The sequence below is a fragment of the Streptomyces sp. NBC_01520 genome (assembly GCF_045040375.1).
Lineage (GTDB): Bacteria > Actinomycetota > Actinomycetes > Streptomycetales > Streptomycetaceae > Streptomyces.
In genome coordinates this window covers 8010843-8031210 of the sequence record NZ_CP109404.1, presented here as the reverse complement: position 1 = coordinate 8031210, position 20368 = coordinate 8010843, and the positions used below count along the sequence as shown (strand labels likewise).

Below are 20368 nucleotides of genomic sequence, written 5' to 3'. Positions count from 1 at the left end.
GGTACCCGGGTTCCTTCTGCCCTCGCTTCTTGGACACAAGGCCGAGTGCCTGTCACCGGAGGGTGAGTCCCCTGTCGAGCTTCGGTGCGGCGTTCTCGTCGCCCCCCTTTCGGTCACCTGCCAGTGGTGCGGCTCGTCACGCCGGCGGGGCAAGTCGGCTGGGAGAGCACCGTCTTCGTAATCTTCTTCGCAAGGTCGGTGTCCCCACATCGAGATCATCACGGCATGGGGTGAGTCACCACCCCGCGTGGATGGCATGGCAGGATCGCGGTCATGTCCCTCAGCGTTCCCCGTCTACGGATCGGTTCGACCGAGATCATCGCCCTCGCCGACGGCGAGGGCCCGTTCTTCTCCCCGCGCGCCGAGGCCTTCCCCGATGCCACGGCCGCACAGTGGGCCGGAGCCGACCGCTACGACCCGGGCGCAGTCGACGCCGAGGGCCGCTGGCGGCTCCAGTTCCGCGCGTACGCGATCCGCGGCGACAAGGGTCTCACCGTCGTGGACGCCGGAATCGGTCCGGCGGACAGCCCGGCCGGCTCGTGGGCGCCCGTGCCCGGTGCGCTCCCCGAGTCGCTCGCCGCCGCAGGCATCGACCCGGCCGAAGTCGACACCGTGGTGCTCACACATCTGCACACCGACCACGTCGGGTGGGCGGTCGTGACCGAGCCGGTCGTCCCGTCAGCGGGCGGCGCGGTGGACGGCAACGCTTCGACCGCCGGCCGCCGCCCCTATTTTCCGAATGCCGAATACCTGCTCCAGCAGGCCGAGTTCGACGCCATCGACACGCTCAACCCGCAGCTTCGTGAGACCCTCACCGACCCGCTCGCGGCCGCCGGCCGGCTCCGGCTCCTCGACGGGGACACACCGCTGCGCGCCGGGCGCGCGGTCGCCACGCCCGGTCACACGCCCGGGCACCAGAGCGTGCTGGTCGCCGACGGGCGCGAGCTGGCGCTCGTCACCGGCGACCTCCTGGTGCACGCACTCCAGTTGCTCCACCCCGAGCTCGCCTACGCGCACGAGGCCAGCCCTGAGGCGGCCAGGCACTCGAGGGAGCGCATGCTCGGCCGCGGAACCGCCACCAGGCTGCACCTGGCGACGCCGCATCTGACGGAGCCGTTCCTCTCTGTGTGATCGCGGCGGTCCGGGGCCTGTCAGGCCGCGAGGGCATGCAGACGCTCCTATTGCTCGGGCCGTCTCGTCGTCGACGGGACTGAAGACCATGAGGCGGCAGCCGCTTCCGGACTGGAACTGCATCCGGTCCGCGTGCAGGCGCAGCACGCCGGCCTCAAGATTGCGGAAGATCCTGACGTCCCTGACCTTGTCGGTGACGTTGCGCCGACCCCATATCCCGGCCTGGACTCCTGTCGCTGACCCAGGTGCAAACCAGCGCTCCGGACTCCGCGACTGCGGCTTTCTGCGGCTGGCGGGGCACGGTCCTGGCATTGTCGAGGTACCCGTACACCGTCGAGCGCGGCACGCCGAGCAGGTCGGCGATCTGCGGACGTTCTTCTCGCGTCCGGGCCGAGGCGCCGTTGCCTGCCGGGGGTGTTCAGTTCGTCCGGGTGAAGGTGAAGGCGCGGGGTGCGGTTCCGTCGGGTGCGGCCATTTCCACGTGCATGCTCCCGTTGTCGGGGCGGGTCATGGTGCGGCTCGGGGTCTGTGTGCAGAAGCCTTCGGGTTCGGACGCGGTGACGGTCTCCGGGCCGAAGGCCAGTGTGTCGCCGGCTGAAGCGAGGACGGAGAAGCCCTCGCAGTGGTGGGCGTCTCCGTCCCACGTGAACTCGGCGCGTGCCGTGCCGGGTCCACCTTGGCGGATGGTCATGCGGACCGAGGAGGTGGGGTCGTTCCCGTCCTGGGCCCACCAGGTGCCCACGTAGGAAGCGGGCACGGCGCTTTGGGTGGAGGCTGCACGGTGCAGGGGGACGGTGATTCCGTCGGACTTCCAGGTCAGGCCTGCGTCACCGTCGCGCCGCAGGGCGATGTCGCCGGCCGGTGTGCAGAGATGGGTGGGGGTACCGGACGTCGGTCTGGGTGTGATGAGAAGGAGTGCGCCGGTGGAACGGAGGGTTCCCTCGGCCTGGCACAGGGAGGTCCGCGACAGGGTGATGACGTCGGCGATCTTCGTGCCTACGGTTCCCTTGCGGACCACGATCCTGCGAAGTGAGGGAGCGTGTTCGCCGGGCTCGGTGAATTCGCCTTCCCAGGTGCCGAAGTAATGGTCGGGAACGGTGGAGGTGCTGCGGGTCCGGACAGGTGAAGGCAAGGAGGAAGGGCCTGCCGAGGGGGTCGGTGAGGGCGTCGCGGTAGCGGTGGGCGAAGGGTTCGGGGCCGGCGACGAGCGGGGTGCCGCAGCTGCAGGGTCGGGGCTCTTCTCCTGGACGGCCTGGGGGGACTCGTGGTTGCGCATGCCGAGGGTGGTGACGACGGCTCCCGAGACCACCGCGGTGAGCGCGACAGCGGCTGCCGTCGCGAGGAGGGCGGTCCGCCACCGCGGTGACCGGTCCCTGGCGTGCGGCCCGCGGAGAGTCTCGGGCGAAACGGTCGGGGGCAGAGCCATCGCGGGGCTGGAGCTTGCCCCGACCCCGTACAGGGCCGTGCCGACGCCCGCGGTCCGGGCGCTGAGGATCCGGGCGGCGGTGTGCTGTTCGGCCAGCGCTGCGCGCGAGACGAGCAGAATCGCGGCAGTGCCGCGTGACGCCGCGGCGTACCGGGCCGGCAGAGCGGAGTCGTCACCACGGCCTCGACTGCCAGGGGTCTGTTGGGTATCCGTGGGATCGGATGCCGGCAGAAGGGCGGCTGCCTCGTCCCGTACGCGGGTCACCGCGTCGTGGACCAGGCGGACCTGGACCAGCCGGTCCTCCGCCTCGCGAAGGTCACCCGCCGCCTGGATGCTCTGCGCAGCGGTCAGTGGCACCGGACCTGTCACGGTGGACGAGCCGGAAGGTGTGACCTGCATCTGAAGACCGGCGATGACGCCGAGAAGGATGTGGATGAGCCGCTCGGCATCCTGCGCACTCGCCGTGGCCTGGCCCACGGCCTGCTCCGGAGTCACCCCCTGACCGGCAGGGTCCCGCTCCGCGGGGGCGGCGGGCTGCTGTGCGGCCACGGCCTCGGCGTGCAGGCGTCGTGCCCTTTCCAGGAGTTCGGTGCGGGAGCGCTCGTCTCTGACCGTGTCGAGCACCAGGCTCTCGAGCAGGTGCAGGTGGACCGTCTTCGTACCCGATCGGTACTCGCCCCAGAGGGTCTTGCCGCCCGCGTAGCGGTCGGCGAGCTCGCGGACCGTGAGGTTCTTCGTCAGATTCCGCAGGAACAGGGCCAGCGCGTTGGCCTGCTCAGACTGCCCCTTGGGCCCGCCCTGCGGACGCCCGGCCTTCACCACTGTGGATCCCCCGTTAGTTGTCCGCGTTGTCCACCGCTTCCACAGCGCCCCATCTGCGCTTACGCATAACGGCAGTTGAGGACAATCAGACCAGGTCACACCGTGAGAGCTCCAGCACTTCCCGGCCAAACCCTGGAGCATCCCGTGACCCGTACGTTCGTGGGGGGCCGCGCCCGGTCCCGCACCGGCAGAACACCGACCGTTTTGCGGCGCGTGGGTGTTGTGCTGGCCGGTGCGCTGACCGCCGGCATCCTCTCCTCGTTCCCCGCCCTGGCCGAAGAAGGCGCTGCGGCAGCCGGTGCCCCGGTCGCGCTGGGCTCGGTAGCCGCGACCGGCGACGACCAGCTCTTCGCTCTCGCCGCGGACCACTCCGCCGTCTACCGGTACAACGGGCAGGGCACCGACTGGACCAAGGTCGGCGGACCCGCCGAGACCCTCCACGCGGGAGGCGCCGGACTCTTCGCCACCGCCCGGGACTCCGGCAAGGTCTTCAAGTACGACGGCTCCCCCGAAGCCTGGTCCCGGATCGGCGAGCCCGGTGCGGACTTCGCCGTCACCGACGACCGCCTCTACGCGCTGAACCCCGACCGCACCGCCGTCTACGAATGGTCCGGCCAGGGCACGCAGTGGGCGAAGGTCGGGGGGCCGGCCAAGGATCTCGACGCGGGCGGCGCCGGGCTCTTCGCGACCGCCCCCGACGACAAGATCTTCAAGTACGACGGCACCCCCGAAGCCTGGTCCCGGATCGGCGAGCCCGGTGCGGACTTCGCCGTCACCGGGAACCGCCTCTACGGCATTGCCGCCGACCGCACGGCCGTCTTCGAGTGGTCCGGGCAGGGCACTGACTGGAGCCGGGTCGGCGGACCCGCCCAGGACCTGTACGCCGGTGGCGCCGGGCTCTTCGCGACCGACCGGACAACCGGGCAGCTCAACAGGTACGACGGGCAGCCCGGCTCCTGGACCAAGACCGGCGAACCTGGTGCCGGGTTCACGGTCAGCGACACCCGCCTCTACGGCCTCTCCCCCAACCGGACCACAGTCCTCCGATGGACGGGCACCGGCACCGACTGGACTCCCCTCGGCGCACCCGCGACCGCCCCGCCCCCGGCACCCCCGGTACAGGAGACTCCCCCGCCCGCGCCGGCTCAGCCGCAGGAGAGCGCACCGGTCGCACCCGAGGCCCAGGAATCCGTCCCCGCACCGCCCCCGGCAGAAGCACCGCCGGACGCGGACGTCCCGGCCCCGGCCGTCCCCGGTACCGAGGGCGAACCACCGCCCCGGGACGAAGCCGGGCAGCGGGAGACGGTTCCGGCTCCGGTCCAGCCCGCGGGAGCGTCCGACACCCTGAACGAGCACACCGCCCGTATCGCCGTCACCGCCCAGGACGACCTCTACACCCTGACAGCGGACAACAGCAGCCTCTGGAAGCGCGGCAGCGACGGCTGGACGTCACTCAGCGGCCCCGCGAACGCGGTCTACGCCGGCCGCGCCGGCGTCTTCATGACCGGGCCCGACAGCAAAGAGATCCGCAAGTACAACGCGGACAACCCCGGCTGGGATCCGGTCGGCGGCTCCGCCGGGCAGTTCGCCGTCACCGGCAAGCACCTCTACCGGCTGGCCACGGACGGCATCGGGGAATGGCACGGCGACACGTGGACCAAGATCGGCGGACCCGCCAAAACCATCTACGCCGGGCGTGCGGGCTTGCCCGCCACCAACCCCGACACCGGCGACCTCTACAAGTACAACGGCAAGCCCGACAAATGGACCCGGGTCGGGGGGCCGGGCGCCCAGTTCGCCGTCGGCCACGACCACGTCTACGGCATCACCCCCGACCACAAGGCCGTCTACGAATGGTCGGGCGAAGGCACCGAGTGGACCCGGATCGGCGGGGCCGCGAAGGACATCTACGCCGGAGGAGCCGGCCTCTTCGCCACCAACCCCGACACCGGGAACATCCACAAATACAACGGGACACCCGACAACTGGACCCAGATCGGCGGGCCCGGCGCGACCTTCGCCGTCAGCGACACCCAGCTCTACGGCCTCTCCCCCGACCTCACCACCACCTACCGCTGGAACAACACCACCAACACCACTGCGGACGCCGGCACCGGTGGTGACTGGACCCGCCTCGGCGGAGCCGCCGACATCGCACAACAACAAAGGGACGAACAACTCCTCGCCGAACAATGCGGCCAGGAATGCGTCGAGGAATACCGCGAAGCGAAGAAGCTCCTCGAGACCAGCATCACCGACTGGCTCAAGGACAACGGGCTCGACATCCTGCTCGACACCTTCGGCATCGACGACATCGTCAAGTGCTCCCAGGGCGACCTGCTCAAGTGCCTCTGGGCAGTGACCGACGCCGGAAGCACCCTGCTCGGAGTCGGCGCCGTCAACAAGACAGGCAAGCTCGCCGGCGCCATCAAGAAGACCGCCAAGGAACTACCCCCGTTCCTGAAGAAGGCAGACGCAGCCAAGCAGAAGTACCGCGACCTCCGCACACTCATCGACACCGCACGCAAGATTAGGGACGACCTACCTGCCCAAGAACGGCCAGAGCAGCAGACGGTTTGCACAACCAATGGCACACCCACCGCAGCAGCGAGATCAGCCTCGTCACCCATCAGTAATGCACACAGCCGTACACCCACGAACTTCACTCCAGTTGTCACACTGGAAAAGACAACGTCCTCTTCGGCAACTTGCGGAGAAGTATTTTTCCGCACGATGAACGAGAGGCACTTCCTCGAACTAAGCACCACCCGTAACATCTCAGCCAGTGCAGAGACATGCATCTCACCCAAGCAGAGTTTCTCAGAGAATTATGATGGGAGGCTGGTGAAGTTCATCGTCAAGCCCGGCACAAGGGCCGCACTGGAGGAAATTGGCGTCCGAGATGTGTCTGCAGCGACGACGCGCATGTATCCAGACATGCCACTAATCTCCAAGCGCTGGGCGCGGAACTTCGCTTTCTTTAAGGGAGAGGAAGCAAATCTGGTCACCGTCTGTCTCGGGAAGGGGAAAGCCCTGGGTATCTTCAACACCAACATCCTGCACTTCGAGGAGATCAAGAGATGACACCCGAGCAAGAGGATCTGATCCTGTCGCTGGTGACGTACCCGGGAAGAGACCCTGAAGGAACTCCCGAGCAGGTGCTCCGTCACTTCAATGCCAAGGACGGTCACACATTGGGTCTGGATCTGCTGCGCGACGCTCTCCATCAGCGGGACAGCGTAGCCGTCGAAATGGCTCTTATCGTGGGCTTTACATTCGGTATCACATCGGACTACCTCGAGGAGCTCGTGGAACTATGTTCGGCGGACTGGCACCACAAGCACGAGGATGTCGTGTCAGCCATAGGAAAGCTGCACACACCTGACGCAGTCGATGCCCTGTATCAGGCAACTCAGTGGGTTCCGGGATACCTGGAATTCGATGACAGCCGGGCTCTCGCAACGAAAGCCGTCTGGGCCCTGGGTAAAACACCGGGCCCCGAGGCGCAGCAGGCACTCGTCCGACTCCTCACGTCCGGTGACGAGATCGTGAGGAGTGCAGCCATGGAACAGATCGCCCGCCGCAAAGAGTGAAGGAGGCCCCGGCCCGAGGCATCGGTGGCACCGAGGTCTCGGGCAGGCGGCCACAGGAATCCCCGCGTGTCCCCGGCCGAACTGCTGCGTGTCGCAGCCAAGAAGCCTCTGGGAGAGTGACCTCCTGTCCGGCGGCCCTACCCGGCCGCCGGACAGCTCACGCAAAGAGGTATCGCGCGGCAGCTGCGCGTGCATGCGGCCGCGCTGAACATCGAAATCGTCGGCGGACCCTCCGTTACGCGCAGCGCCCGTTCGCTGCCCGCCCCCGCGAACACAAGCGCCGAGTCCGTGTCCGGGTGATCCGACAGCCCGCGCAGAAACTCCAGCGCCGGCCCCGCAAGGCGCTGTGCCTCGTCCAGTACCAGCAAGCGTGGCTTGTCGTAGCGCATTGACCAGCGCCCGGTCGGCCTCCCCCGCCCCGCGCGGTAGACGCCGGCCCAGTTCAAGAGCGTCCGTCCGCGAGCACCCGGCGCAGTTCGGGGACCGTCGGGTGCACACCGACATGGACCCGGCGGACCCTGGCCGGGTGCGGCAGCTGGGACAGGGCGTATTGCAACGCGACGGTCTTGCCCTGCCGCGTCCGTCGTAGACCACCGGCTCGGAGGCGTGAAGCAGGCGGACCGGCACCGAGTAGCGGTTTCGTCCGGACACAGATCCGGCTGTAGCGGTCGACCCGCGGGGTGGAGAGCCGGCCTGTCTCGAACGGCTCCTTTGGCAGGGGAACCAGCAGCGGCTGCTCGGCCGCGAAGTACTCACCGATGGTGCGGGGACGGGACCGGATGCGGCGGGCGTCGTCCTCCTGGTCCCAGCGGTCGATCATCGCGTTGAGCTCGGCGAGCGTGTCGACTTCGGGAACCGGGACGAGGTGGTTGCGGCGGAACCAGCCGATCTGGCCTCGACTCCGCCCTTCTCACGGGCGCCGCGGATTCCGGGCCGGCAGTAGAAGGATTCCAGGCCGTAGTGCGAACGGAAGGCAGTCCAGCGTTCGGCTTCCACCCGGCGCCGTGAAAGGCCCAGGACCTGGGCGGCGGCGGCCCTAAGGTTGTCGTAGCGGACTTTCGGCGGTCGGCACCGCGCCCAGCACGTTGAGAGCGTGGACGTGACCCTCGAAAAACGCCTCCTGGCCCGCCGAGGCGAAGATGCGGTGGACGGCCTTGCCCGAGTACGACAGCTGGAACGCGAACAGGTGGCAGGTCACCAGTTCACCGGCCAGCTTCACCGTGACGTCCCCGAAGTCGGCCCCGGCCTCGGTGCCGGGCTTGTGGGTCTGCGGGACGAACGCGTCCACGACCCCCTTGCCAGCCTGTCCGCCTCCGGGCCGGCCAGATTCCCCGGCCCGATGCCTGGAACGGGTACGCGGCCTCCGTCGGCGCTCATGCGGGAGTCCGGGCGCCGGAGAGCGGCGGCCCGATGACCGTCGGCCTCGCTCCACGCCCGGACCGCCACGACTGATCAGCCTTTCGGCCGGGCCCTACCGGGCGCGGCGGGCACGGACTCCGTTGGCCTCGAAGTCGTACACGTACTGATTGATCCGCAGACCGTCGACGGCGCCGGCCCACAGGTAGTCACGGCCCTTGCTCACCGAGACGCTGTAGATGGTCGGCTCGTCACCCTCCACGAACGACTCCTTGAGCTCCGTGAAGCTGCACGGGGTGGCCTGGGTGCAGGTCGTCTCGCCGCCCGTCAGGAACCAGGAACCGGTCTTGGTGGCGTCGAGGTAAGCACTCCAGCGGTTCAGCGAACTGGCCGGGACCTGGGCCGGCTGCCACACCGCGGTGGAGTAACTGTCGGTCGGGTCCGCCCTCACGTCGGGGTCGATCTCGAACCGGATGCCCGGCAGGTTGCTCGTACCGCCGTAGTCGACGTTCTCGGCGGTCTGAAAGACATGGAAGCCGGCCTTTCCAGCTGCAGCAGGCGATCGCCCCGGAAATCGATCTCGTTGCCGAAGTCGACCTTCTCCGCGGGGCTGCTCTGCGAGGTGGACTTGTCCGCCACCTGGATACCGAGGCTGCCCTTGCCGTAGGGCGGGCTGGCGGCACTGTTTCCCTGAACCTGGTACGAGCCGAACGGGCCGTCCCTCAGCGCGGCGACGGGAGAGCCGATGGTGTTGGCGGCGATCACGCCCCAGTGTTCCGACTCCCCCACCCGGGTGGCCGCGGTGGCGGACACCGCTCCCGGGGCGGTGGAGGCGGCTAGCGCGGCCAGCGCCGTGACGGCAAGTGTCTTCCAACGGCTTGCGCCGAAACGAACCTTCACTCTTGTTTCCTTTCAGGAAATCGAGAGCCGGCATGCGTCTGTACCGGCCCACGACAACTACGTCCCATCTGCGGACGGCCTGTCCGATCTCTGCCGAATCCGGGATTCTCGTGATCAACCTCGCATATAGCCATTGACCTCGTATACCGGATGGGTCCGTCCGCAGCGAGGCCGTACCACTCTTCCCCGGTCCACTCGGCAGCGGTCACTTCGACCTGGCACCGCTCGGTAGGACTGAGAGGCTCCCAGCACCACGGAGTTCTTCCGGATGACCAAGGGAGATGCGGGTTGGTCGGACATGTTCCAGGGGTCGGTACTGCAGTGAAGCCGGGCAAGGGTGCACAGGTGCAGCCGGTCCGCCCGCTGGCACCGACACAGCCGAACTGGTCAGCCTCCCCAGCCACGGCCTTGGCCGGAGGACATCCTGCTGGACGACCTCCCGTTCGGGTGAGGGCCGCGCATCCGCCTCAGCTGGCGAGTAGCCGGGAGCGGGCGGCGGGGCCTGGCAGGGTGATCCTGTCCGGCCCCGCTGTCGTCAGGTCAGCCGACGTCGAGCGCCTCCTGTGCGAAGCCGGCCGGGGCCGGACGGTGCTGGGGCGGCGGTGCGCCGTCCGGCTGTGCGGCCTTCCAGCGCTTGATCAGCTCGTCCTTCCATCCCTTGGGCGGGGGCCACGGCACACTCCATTCGGCGAGCTGGGCACGCGTCCACGCCCCTTTGGGTGTCTTGGCGGCTTCGATCACTTCAGGTGACGGCAGTACAGGCATGTGGGGTCAACGAACGGCTGGGCCGCGATGTCACCCGTCGGCGGTCAGGGCGTGTCACCGGACCAGTCCCAGTCGCCAACCGCTCCTGGGAGAGCACGAGCAGACGGAAGGTATCCGACTCCCTTACTGGCATTCGACCCGGTGGAGGACTTCGACAGCGCAAGGCCCGGACCAGGTGTCCGGGCCTGCGTCGTGCCCGGGATCCTTTCTCCCGGGCGCTGTTGTTCGAGCCCCGGCTCAATATGGGACGCGAGCGGCGCACCCGTACCCCCGCACGAGTCACCCGTGCGCCGAAGCCTTCCCCGCCCGGGCCGCCCCTGCCATCCTGGAACCGGCCCCGCCGCACCCCGACGGCAGGGCCGCCACGGGGAGGCAACCGATGACGTGCGGACGCTGCGGCGCTTCAGCCACCCAGGGATCCGACGGGGCCTGGACCTGCTCCAACCAGTGCGGCTGGTCCTCCGCCGCACCCGCGCCCGCCATCACCCCGGAGATCACCGCGACCAGGTGCCGCGGCTGCGAAGCCGAAGTCCACGGACTCGACGGCCGGTACGCGTGCGGATTGTGCGGCTGGTCGAACCACTGGGACGAAGGACACCACCCCCTCCCCGCGGCCGGCACACCACCGTGGGGCCCGAACACCCGCTGAACACGACGACGCGAGTGACAGTGACTCCGATGCGAAACGCCCCGCCCTCCGGCAGCTCCAGTGCCGGGGAACGGAGCGTTTTCGTCTCTCAGGCGGCCAAGCCGATGGAGGAGACGTCGCTGTAGGAGTCGCAGTCGGATCCGAGGTCTTGGATGATCTCGTCCCAGATGGCGTCGAGCTCCGCCACGTCGTCGTCGATCCAGGCATCGACCGCACGGTCCCGGACACCCCGGACGTTGATGCTGCGGGAGGAGAGGTCGCGCTGGCGGGGGGCGGCGACGCGGGACTGGTCGACGGCGCGGCCCCGGGAGTACTGGAGAGGGCGCTGCGCGGCTCGTACGGACAGCGGATGCGCCCCTTCGGCCTCCTGGTCGTCGACGAGGCACACCGCACGTCCGGTGACCTCGGGAAGGCATGGGCGGGGCGTGCATGACCAGGCGCGGATCCCTGCGGAGCGGCGCCTGTACATGACGGCCACCCCGCGCCTGTGGGAAGCGACGCCCGGCAGTGGCGGCGCGGACGAGACCGGCGGTCGGCTGGTCGCGTCGATGGACGACGAGACGCTGTACGGCCCCGTGCTGTTCGAGTTCGGGCTGATGGAAAGTGTCGAGCGCGGGGTGCTCGCACGGTTCGAGATCGATGTGCTGGAGATCCGGGACCCGCAGGCTCCCGGGCCGGCCGCGTCGCCGGAGGAGAGGCGGGGCCGGCACGGCGGGCACCGCGGGCACCGCCGGCGGCTCGCCGCGCTCCAGGAAGCGCTGCTCAAGCACGCCGACACCACGGGGGTGCGGTCGTTCATGACATTCCACGCCCGGACGCTGGACGCCATGAGCTTTGCCCGCGCACTGCCGGAGACGGCGGCCGAGCTCCACGCGAGCGACCCCGTCGCCTATCCGGGGCGGGTCGGGGCGGAGTGGCTGTGCGGCGAACACCCCGCCGCGCACCGGCGGGTCGTGCTCGACCGGTTCGCAAACGGCATCGACGCGGACGGATGGGTCACCGACCTCGGAGTCCTCTCCAGCTGCCGGGTCCTCGGTGAGGGCGTCGACATCCGGGGCAGGCGCGGCGTCGGCGCGGTCGTCTTCGCCGACACCCGCAGCTCTGGTCGACGGCGAGGAACACCCCGTCAAACTGGGGGTATTCATCACGAACAGCAAGACCCGCAGGGCCAAGCTCACCACCGCCAAACTCACCGCGCTCGCCGCCCTCGGACTGGAGTGGGCGTAGGGCGCGCGCCGCCCCTAACCAGCCCGATCCGGCCCTCGTCACCGACAGGTGGCCGCCGGGTACCCCTGTGGAGGCGCGCCTTCCGAACGTCCCGCATACCCCGGAGGTGCGGGGTGTTCGATGTTTCCGGGGTCATCGGTACCCGCCGGGCGACGCCCGCTGACCGGGGCGTGGGTCCGCTGCAGCTTCGGCCGCCAGGCCGTCGTCGTCGACGGCGGCGTACTCGTGCTCCGGCTCCGGCTCCGGCTCCGGCTCCGGCTCCGGCTCCGGCTCCGGCTCCGACGAGCAGGCGGCGATCCGGATGGCCGGCGCACGGCGGTCCGTCTGCGCCGCCGACGACCTGCCGACCGCCGCAGGGCTTACGCCGAGCCGCCCTCGTTGCGCTGGGCAACTGCGACACGGCCACAGCCCGCGCGCTGGTCGCCGCCCTGCGCAAGGCGGCGGCCAGTGACACCACTTGTCCCGGCTCACTCGGCGGCACGGTCCGCTTTGGCCAGGGCGGAGGCCTTCATGGCGCGGTACTCCTCGATCTCTCGCCGCCATTGCTCGCGGCTCTTCGCCTCCGCCTTCACCTGGGCCTCGGTCACCGCCCCTGCCAGGTCCGTGTCACGCTGGCACGCCAGGTCGTCGCGGGCGAGCGCCAGCTCGTCGCGGCCGACGGACCGCTGCGCGACCGGGTCCCGGTCGGTCTTCTCCAGCCGCCGTCCTGTCTCGGACCGCGGTTCCGAAAGCTTCCGGTACTCGTGTCCCTGCTCCGCCATGCAGTCCGCCCACGCCAGCTCCGCGTCCCGGAAGCCGGGCGCGTCCCGTACGGCGGTGGCGATGAGGTTGGTGAGGCTCTCCATGAGGTAGCGCAGCTCCGTCCAGCGCTCCCCGTAGAGCGTGCTGCTCGCGACCTCGACACAGGACCGGGGGTCGTATCCGATCTCCGCGCCGTCCGGGAGGGTGAGCGTGCGGTGGTTCTCCTCCTCCCCCAGCAGCGCCTCCTCCCACGCCGCATGCCCGGCCTTCGGCAGGGAGGAGACGTACGAGGCGTTCGGGTCCTGCGGCCGGCCGGCCAGCTGCTCGGCGGTGATGCCGTAGCCGTCGTCCTCGGCCCAGTCGGCATCCAGCAGTCCGTAGGGGTTCTCCGCGGCGAGCCTGCGCGGGTCGGAAACGGGGGCTGTGCGGTAGACGTGGCCTCGTTCACGCATGCAGGAGCGGATCTCCTCCTCCTCCATCCGGCGCAGCGCGTCGGCCTGGCCCGCGGAGAAGTGGACGGCCCCCGACAACGGCCGGGGAAGCTCGTCGCCGGCAGGGCCCTCGTGGCCGGACGCGGTGCATCCGGCCACGAGGAAGCATGCCGCGGCGGCAGGCCACAGCAGACGCCGCATCAGATCAGCACACCCACTTGTTCGAGGCGATGCCGTACGTGAACCTGCCGTCGTCGAAGTAGGTCTTCAGCGTGGCGATGCTGGAACCACGCTTGAGGAGGTAGGTCCGGCCTTCGTAGTCCTTCAGCGTGTAGAGCCGGACGTCGCAGGAGTTGCCGTTGTTGTAGACCGAGGCGGCGTTGTTGAACTTGTCGTACTGGCGCAGGTCCGTGTTGTTGCCCCACACCTGGCCCGGGGTCCCCACGTAGGAGGTATTGAGCCAGGCGCACAGCGCCCCGGAATCGCAGTCCGACTTGGCTGCCTGCGCCGGTGAGGCCGTCGCGGCCACCCCCAGGCCGGCCAGCAGTACAGCCCCCGACGCGATGGCCGCCTTGGCCCGCACGCCCTTGGATTTCCTCATGCGCTTTCCCCCTTCAGAGTTCTCACGATCGTCCACGGACGCGTTCGAAGGGACCTTCAGGTCCCCCGTGCACCCGTGTTCGGCGTGAGCCACTATTGCCCTCAGCCGACCCGGTCGGCCACGCTGTTGCGGCTGACCGCAAAAGCAGAGCTGAACGCGGCGAGCGAGATGCTCCGCGTCCGCTTCGGCGAGGACGGTCCCGGCGCTTCGCTCGCCACGGTCACTCACCGGCGAGCCGGGCAACGGCCCCGGGTACGAACGGTTTACCGACGAGCGGGAGCAGGGGGCGGGGAATGGCGGTGTGCTCTTCGCCCTCCTGGGTGATGTGGGAAACGAAGACGGTGACGTTGTCCGCGTACGGGTCGTTCCGCTCGTGTACGCGCCGGACGGCGTCGCCGACGAGGCGCTCGGCGGCCGTGCGCGGGGCACCGGTCAAGTATCCGGAGAGGTCGTGGTCGGCGTCCTCGTGCGGCTCGTAGGCGCCGTCGGAGGCGAGCATCGCCCATCCGGGCCGTACCGGTCCGCGAGAGAACTCGCCAGCCGGGTGGCCTCGGACGCGTTCGTTCCCCTCGTCGCTTCGGGCTCCCCCGAGGCAGGCGGTGATCAGGGTGCGGTCCCGGTCGTAGGCGCGGCGTGTGTTTCCTGCATCTGGTCACCGGTGTACCAGGAGGCGTGGCTGTGGGTCAGGGCGATGGCCAGGCTGCCCTGGTGGCGGCTGGGAGCACCCGGAGCGGGCTGTCCGCACCACTGACAGATCGGGTTACGCGACTGTGGGGCATCCGGATCGGTCCTCTGCCGGCCACTCCTCGCGCCACGGGCCCTTCGTTCGCGGCGACCCCCAGTGCGCGTGTCTCCGTACGGACACTCAGCCGGTCCGGGTCAGCCCCCGGTCGGCGGACGTCCTGTTGAGTCCGGTGCCGCCCGCGGCGCCGGGTGGGCCGGAGACGAGGATGGAGCGCTGCACCTTGACGAGGGCGGCCGACGGCTCCAGGCCGAGGTCGCTCACCAGCGTGGTGCGCAGCCGCTGGTAGGCGTTGAGCGCCTCACCGCGGCGCCCGGAGCGGTGCAGCGCCAGCATGAACTGTCCGCACAGGCTTTCGTGGGTGGGGTAGCGGCTGACGAGCACGGTCAGCTCGGCGAGCAGTTCACGGTGCCTTCCGAGCCGGAGGTCGGCGTCGATGCACTGGTCCAGCGCGCACAGCCGGCTCTCCTCCAACCGTTTGACCTGGGGCTCCAGATGAGGTCCGGTCTGGACGTCGGCAAGGGCCTGTCCCCTCCACAGGGCCAGTGCCTCGTTCAGCCGTTCGGCTGCCTGCGGGTAGTCCTCGGCGTCCATGGCCCGGTACCCGGCGCTCGCGAGCCGCTCGAACTCCCTTACGTCGCTGCGCCCTTCGCCGCTGCTGAGCAGGTAGCCGCCGGGCACCGTCATCAGCACATCCTTGGCGGAGCGGGGCCCCATGTCGTCGGACTGCCTCAGTGCCGTGCCGATCAGTTCACGCAGTTGCAGGATGTAGGTCTGCAGCGTGGGGCGCGCGCTGCGCGGGGGTTCGGTGCCCCAGAGCTCCTCGATCACCGTGGTGACCGGGACGACCTGGTCGGCGTTGAGGGCAAGCAGGGCGAGCACCTGTCGTGGCTTGGGAGCGGTGGGCGTGACCGAGAAACCCTGCTCCCGTACCGCCAGTGCACCGAGTACATCGATGTCCACGCTGTTTCCCATCCTCTGTGGAGCGTTTGTCCGGCACACGGCCAGGACGGCGCGTACCTGAGGTCTCGCAGCACCGGCAGGGCCCGTTCACCCCCACGGGTTGTGCAGGTCGGGCCCCCCGGTGGAAGGCCGCAGGACGCCGTCCGTCCCCCTGGTGGCCGTCAGCGGCTGCTCCGCCTGAACGACGGCCGTCACTATCGAGGGGGCCACGCTCGTCATGGCGACTGCGAGAGGGATGGCGAATGCGACACGAATCGACCAGTTCCTGCTCATATATACTGTCTCTCCCACTTCCGAAGTCCGGCCTGTCGGCGGCTGCTTGAGGATGGCTATAGCTTGGCAAGCCGTGACATCGGGTCACGATCGATGAACCGGCAGGGACAATAGGGAGACGATAGAAGCGTCGGCGGGCCTGCACGTGGGCGGACGGGAACTCCCTCAACGCCCTGCCGAGCCGGTCGGCTTCCCAGGTCCTGCCTCCTTGAGGGGTCATACGTCCCCCGTCGGCGGAAGGGGACCTCGCCGATGGGGTCGACGGTTCGAGTGGCCGTCAAACCGGTGCGGGGATCAGCGTGTTGACAAACGCACGCGGATCTGACGCGGGCCGCATCGAGGTCGGCGGTGTCCCATCGGGTGGTGTGGCCGGTCGAGCTCGTCCGGTTCCGGTGGTGAGAGGGCTGCCGGTGTGGGGCGGGCTCGCGGTGCAGAGTTCCGCGATGAGCCTTCGCAGAGGCGGCGACGGTCGAAGACCTGCCATCCGTGGTGGAGTTCGGCCAGGACCGCGGCGGTGAGCCGGTCGAGGGCGATGGGGTCGGGGCAGACCGGGGACGGGGCAGACCGGGGTCGGCGTCGGCCCGGCGTTTGATCTCCCGGTTCAGCGGCTCCGAAGGGTTCGCTGGCCAGATCTTCTTCCCGTGCGCCGGCCGGGAAGTCCGCGAACGCCGTGCTGTCCCCGGTCGCCTCCGGCAGCGTCGCCTCGACCTGCGGGAATTGCCGTCCGGGCATGTCCGCCACGACGTCCGGCCGGGTTCGGACCTGCTCAGCAGTGGTCTGCGCGAAGATGGTGCGGATGGTCGCCGCGGCCACCGCCGCCGGCCCCTTCCCGATCACCGGAAAGGCATCGCGGACGAAGCAGGCGCGGCATCGCTGCCCGGCCTGCCGGAGGAACACGGTGCGGACCGCGGCCACCGCACCGCTGTGCGAAATGAGAGATCACCAGCTGGACGTGGTCCGGGCCGCGGGCCCGCAGGAACCTGCAGAAAAACGGCTCCGGTTCGCTGTCGCCGCCCGTCACACGAGGATCTCGCGGTGTCCGCCGGCCGAGAAGCCGGACGCGATGACTACCGGCTGCGAGACGATCCGGCGGTTCACCCTGGCCTTGCAGTACGTGGTGTCCGGGAAGACGCAGGGGGAACACCGTGCAGCGGCTACCCGGACCGGACTCGCACCGGCGGGCGGCAACGCGCTTATGGTCAAGGCCACTTACAACATCAAGTCCTCCAGACTGCCGAGCGCGCGAAAGATCGGGCTAGAGTTCTTCGAGCCACACACGTTCCTGGGGGGAAACCACGTGGAGCAGAACGTGTCCGGGGACGACAGCGAGATCTGCCTACCCAGAGTTGGGTTCAGCATCCTCGGTCCCCTTCAGGCGAGCGTCGACTCCACGCCGCTGAAACTCGGCGGCGCGCGCCAGCGGATCGTGCTCGCCACCCTCCTGCTCAACGCCGGCCAGGTGGTGAGCACCGACCGGCTCATCCGTGCCGTGTACGAGCAGACTCCGCCGGCGACGGCACGCGCTCAGCTCCACATCAGCGTCTCGGGCCTGCGGCGCCTGTTCGGGGCCCACGGCGTCGACGACGTCATCAGCACGCACCCCCACGGCTACATGGTCCGCGCGGACGAGGAGAGCCTCGACGCCCTGCGCTTCGACTCGCTCGTCGCGCAGGCGCGCAAGCTGCATGACGGGGGGCAGCGGGAGGAGGCGGCGGCCATGTACCGTCAGGCGCTCGTGCTGTGGCGCGGCTCCCCCCTCGAAGGCATACCCGGCGAGGTGGTGGCGTCCGGCGCCGGCCGGCTCACCGAGCAGCGCATCACCGCCACCGAGGAGAACATCCGGCTCGGACTCGCCCTCGGCCGGCACAGCGTGCTCGTCGGTGAACTCTTCGAGCTCATCGCGAAGTTCCCGCTGCGCGAGCGACTGCGCGGCCAGCTCATGCTGGCTCTCTACCGCTCCGGGCGCCAGGCGGAGGCGCTCAACGTGTACCGCGAGACCCGAAGACTCATGCTCGACGAACTGGGCGTGTTACCCGACGTCCGGTTGAGACAGCTCGAGCACTCCATTCTGGTCTCGGACCCCCGGCTCGACCTCCCGGAGAACCGCGCCGTGCCCCCTGCGTCCAGCGGCGCACCGGAGATGCTGCCCGCCGCCGTCGCGGACTTCACGGGGCGCGAGAGCCTGGTCGCCGACGTCCGCAAACTGCTGGTGGCCTCCCACGGCAGGTCCCCGTTGGCGGTGCCCATCGTCACGTTCGTGGGAAAACCGGGAGTCGGCAAAACCGCCACGGCCATCCACGTGGGCCACGAGGTCGCCGCGGACTTCCCCGACGGCCGGCTCTTCGCGGAACTGCACGGCGGGGTCTCCGCACCGGTATCGCCCGCCCAGGCGCTCGAACGTTTCCTGCGTGCCCTCGGCGTCAAGGGCACGGTGATTCCCGAAGACGTGGAGGAGCGGGCGGAGATGTACCGCGCGCTCCTGGCGAAGCGACGCGTGCTGATCATCCTGGACAACGTCGCCGAGGAGAGCCAGATCAGACTGCTTCTGCCGGGCAGGCCCACCTCCGCCGTCATCATCACCAGCCGGCGCCACATCGGCAGCCTCGCGGGCGCGGTTCGGGTGGACATCACCACCTTCACGCCGGAGGAGTCCGCCGATCTCCTCGGCCACATGGCGGGGGCGCAGCGCGCCGCGGACGAGCAGGGGGCCACGAAGGCCCTCGCCGCACTGTGCGGACACCTCCCGCTGGCGCTGCGTATCGCCGGGGCCCGCCTCGCCGCCCGGCCCCACTGGGAGATCGCCGAGCTGGTGGAACGTCTGGAGGACGAGACCCGCAGGCTGGACGAGCTCAAGTACGCCGACGTCGGTATCAGGGCCGGACTCTCCCTCACGTACGACAGCTTGGGCGAGGGCACCCGCCGTCTGTTCCGGCGTCTGGCCATCCTGGAGGAGGGGCCGTTCTCCCTCTGGGCCGCCATGGCGCTCCTGGATCTTCCCGAGACGACGGTGCGCGATCTGGTCCACGAGCTCACGGACGCGCAGCTGCTTGACACGGTGGGCGCCGCGACCGGTGCCCACCGGCAGTACCGACTCCACAGTCTGATCCGGCTCTTCGCCCGGGAGCGGCTGGTCGCCGAGGAGAGTACGGAAGCCCGTGAGGCCGCTGTCTGCCGGGTGCTCGGCTGTTTCCTCTTCCTGTTGAAGAACGCGCGGGACCGTGAGTACGGCCAGGACGTACTGATAAGGAGTCATGACGTCTCCCTGTACCCGCTGCCGGGCGCCTTGGTGGACCGAATCCTCTCCGAGCCCCTCCAGTGGTTCTCCAGGGAGCGCTCCTCGCTGCTCGCCTGTGTCCGGCGGGCCGCCATGATGGGGCTCACCGAGCATTGCTGGGGGCTCGCCGTCACTGCGGTGACGTTCATGGAGACTCAGGTGTGCCTCGATGACTGGCGTGACACACACGAGGTGGCACTCGCCGCGAGCCGTAGGGCGGGCGACCGGGTCGGTGAGGCGGCGACGCTCCACTCGCTGGGTTCGCTCGCCGTGACCAATCAGGACTTCGCCTCTGCCGAGAGCCACTTGCTGCGGTCTGCCGCGATCTTCGAGGAGATCGGCGACAGGCTCGGTGGCGCCCTGGCCACCCGTGGGCTGGGATACCTGGCCCGGATCCATGGCCGGCACGACGAGGCCACCGCTCACTACGAGGCGGCGCTCAAGGTCTTCAGGGAGGGCGGGGGATCCGTCGCTGTGGCCTATGTTCTGCACAACCTCGCGCAGCTGCGGCTGGACAGCGGTGACGACGCTGCGGCCGGCCCGCTCCTGAGTGAGGCGCTGCGGCTGAGCCGGGAGGGCAACGGCCGACGTGTCGAGGCCCAGGTGCTGCACCGGTTGGGGCAGAGGCATCTGGACCGCGGTGACTACGAGGCCGCTCTGCACGCGTTCGAGCAGGTGCTGGGTATCGTCCTCCTCATCGGTGACCACACCGGTGAGGCGTACGCACTCCACGGGATCGGCTCCGCCCTGCTGATGCACGGGGAGACGAAGGGGGCCACCAAGGCCCTGCGCCGCGCCCTCGCGCGCGCGGAGGCGAACGACGAGCGGCTGATCACGGGTCGTACCTTGGTGACCCTCGGGGAGCTGGCGCTCGCCGCGCGGGATGCCGGGGAAGCGGTCATCCACCTGCGACGGGCGCTGCCTTTGTTCCGGTTGATGGATGCTCCTGCCGAGGAGGCCGAGGCACTGATCGTCCTGCATGCCGCCCTGCGGGCAGCCGGGGACTCCGAGGCCGCCGAGCATTCCCTGGCCGAGGCGCGGGAACTCGTGTCCGCGATGCCCCCGCAGGCCGCCGGACCGATCCTCGTCCGTCTCGGGGCGATGACGGGGCCCTGCGGTCTAGGTGAAGGTCACGAAGTAGTGGTGGAGCGAGAAGTTTAGGCTCACCCGGCACTCCGCCTGCTCGCCGGAGATGCGGAACGTGGTGACGATTTCCGGACAGGTGGGGGTCACGCCGAGTCCGGAGAAGTACCGGTCGACGTCGAACACGACTTGATAGAGCCCTTGGCTTTCGCCGGGGCCGTCCCAGTCGTCGATCCGGCCGCGCTCGTCCGTCTTGCGTTCGGCGAGCAGGACCCATTCCTCGTCGACGAGCGTCTCCAGTCTCACGCACAGGCCGACGGCACTGCGCCCGTGGACGCTTTCGAGTGCTTCTACGGTCAAGTTCACCATGATTCATCAACGCCTCTGTTAG

17 protein-coding genes and 1 pseudogene are annotated in these 20368 nt (G+C 69.4%); 5 read left to right on the top strand and 13 right to left on the bottom strand.

From position 1 onward, the window contains the following. Window positions 1-273 precede the first annotated feature (273 nt). Entirely contained in the window at window positions 274-1131 is an 858-nt protein-coding gene (locus tag OG524_RS36030) for an MBL fold metallo-hydrolase (RefSeq protein WP_405385831.1), read from the top strand. Window positions 1132-1549: 418 nt separating this feature from the next. Here the strand turns inward: OG524_RS36030 and OG524_RS36025 are convergent, their stop codons facing one another. Then, window positions 1550-3376 carry a hypothetical protein gene (locus OG524_RS36025; RefSeq protein ID WP_405808454.1) on the bottom strand — a complete coding sequence of 609 codons (1827 nt, stop codon included), beginning with the start codon at window positions 3374-3376 and terminating at the stop codon, window positions 1550-1552. Window positions 3377-3592: 216 nt separating this feature from the next. On the opposite strand from OG524_RS36025, the gene OG524_RS36020 reads away from it, so the two are divergent. Beyond that, window positions 3593-6463: a tectonin domain-containing protein gene (locus OG524_RS36020; RefSeq protein ID WP_405808455.1), complete on the top strand. Its 2871-nt coding sequence runs from the start codon at window positions 3593-3595 to the stop codon at window positions 6461-6463. Beyond that, complete coding sequence (locus OG524_RS36015) at window positions 6460-6972, top strand: HEAT repeat domain-containing protein (RefSeq protein WP_405808456.1); 513 nt, start codon at window positions 6460-6462, stop codon at window positions 6970-6972. The genes OG524_RS36020 and OG524_RS36015 overlap by 4 nt, the downstream gene beginning before the upstream one ends. 442 nt (window positions 6973-7414) lie before the next feature. On the opposite strand, the gene OG524_RS36010 is transcribed toward OG524_RS36015, so the two are convergent. The 6 genes from OG524_RS36010 to OG524_RS35985 form a co-directional block, all read right to left on the bottom strand. Continuing rightward, window positions 7415-7792 carry a hypothetical protein gene (locus OG524_RS36010; RefSeq protein ID WP_405808458.1) on the bottom strand — a complete coding sequence of 126 codons (378 nt, stop codon included), beginning with the start codon at window positions 7790-7792 and terminating at the stop codon, window positions 7415-7417. 216 nt (window positions 7793-8008) lie between these two features. Next, window positions 8009-8260: a hypothetical protein gene (locus OG524_RS36005; RefSeq protein ID WP_405385839.1), complete on the bottom strand. Its 252-nt coding sequence runs from the start codon at window positions 8258-8260 to the stop codon at window positions 8009-8011. Between the two features lie 183 nt (window positions 8261-8443). After that, window positions 8444-8779: a hypothetical protein gene (locus OG524_RS36000; protein WP_405808460.1), complete on the bottom strand. Its 336-nt coding sequence runs from the start codon at window positions 8777-8779 to the stop codon at window positions 8444-8446. After that, complete coding sequence (locus OG524_RS35995; RefSeq protein WP_405385843.1) at window positions 8776-9228, bottom strand: hypothetical protein; 453 nt, start codon at window positions 9226-9228, stop codon at window positions 8776-8778. The genes OG524_RS36000 and OG524_RS35995 overlap by 4 nt, the downstream gene beginning before the upstream one ends. Before the next feature lie 540 nt (window positions 9229-9768). Continuing rightward, entirely contained in the window at window positions 9769-9993 is a 225-nt protein-coding gene (locus OG524_RS35990; RefSeq protein ID WP_405808462.1) for a hypothetical protein, read from the bottom strand. Between the two features lie 737 nt (window positions 9994-10730). Further along, complete coding sequence (locus tag OG524_RS35985) at window positions 10731-11111, bottom strand: hypothetical protein (RefSeq protein ID WP_405808464.1); 381 nt, start codon at window positions 11109-11111, stop codon at window positions 10731-10733. Between the two features lie 566 nt (window positions 11112-11677). Here OG524_RS35985 and OG524_RS35980 point away from each other — a divergent pair. Beyond that, window positions 11678-11869, top strand: a complete 192-nt coding sequence (locus tag OG524_RS35980; protein ID WP_405385852.1) for a hypothetical protein — start codon at window positions 11678-11680, stop codon at window positions 11867-11869. Between the two features lie 467 nt (window positions 11870-12336). Here OG524_RS35980 and OG524_RS35975 read toward each other — a convergent pair whose 3' ends face one another. The 5 genes and pseudogenes from OG524_RS35975 to OG524_RS35955 form a co-directional block, all read right to left on the bottom strand. After that, window positions 12337-13242 (bottom strand): hypothetical protein, encoded by a 906-nt coding sequence (locus OG524_RS35975; RefSeq protein ID WP_405385854.1) that lies wholly within the window; start codon window positions 13240-13242, stop codon window positions 12337-12339. A gap of 4 nt (window positions 13243-13246) precedes the next feature. Then, on the bottom strand, window positions 13247-13642 hold the full coding sequence (locus OG524_RS35970; RefSeq protein WP_405385856.1) for a peptidase inhibitor family I36 protein: 396 nt from the start codon (window positions 13640-13642) through the stop codon (window positions 13247-13249). Window positions 13643-13862: 220 nt separating this feature from the next. Further along, window positions 13863-14141 (bottom strand): hypothetical protein, encoded by a 279-nt coding sequence (locus OG524_RS35965; protein WP_405385858.1) that lies wholly within the window; start codon window positions 14139-14141, stop codon window positions 13863-13865. Between the two features lie 366 nt (window positions 14142-14507). Next, on the bottom strand, window positions 14508-15347 hold the full coding sequence (locus tag OG524_RS35960) for a BTAD domain-containing putative transcriptional regulator (RefSeq protein ID WP_405808467.1): 840 nt from the start codon (window positions 15345-15347) through the stop codon (window positions 14508-14510). A 567-nt stretch (window positions 15348-15914) separates the two neighbouring features. Next, a pseudogene (locus OG524_RS35955) lies at window positions 15915-16718 on the bottom strand (transposase). On the opposite strand from OG524_RS35955, the gene OG524_RS35950 reads away from it, so the two are divergent. Continuing rightward, window positions 16684-20055 carry a BTAD domain-containing putative transcriptional regulator gene (locus OG524_RS35950; protein WP_405808469.1) on the top strand — a complete coding sequence of 1124 codons (3372 nt, stop codon included), beginning with the start codon at window positions 16684-16686 and terminating at the stop codon, window positions 20053-20055. The pseudogene OG524_RS35955 and the gene OG524_RS35950 overlap by 35 nt on opposite strands. On the opposite strand, the gene OG524_RS35945 is transcribed toward OG524_RS35950, so the two are convergent. Beyond that, a complete protein-coding gene (locus OG524_RS35945) occupies window positions 20014-20337 on the bottom strand; it encodes a hydroxyisourate hydrolase (protein ID WP_405385864.1) in 324 nt (107 codons plus the stop codon). The two genes, OG524_RS35950 and OG524_RS35945, sit on opposite strands and share 42 nt — an antisense overlap. Window positions 20338-20368 lie beyond the last annotated feature (31 nt).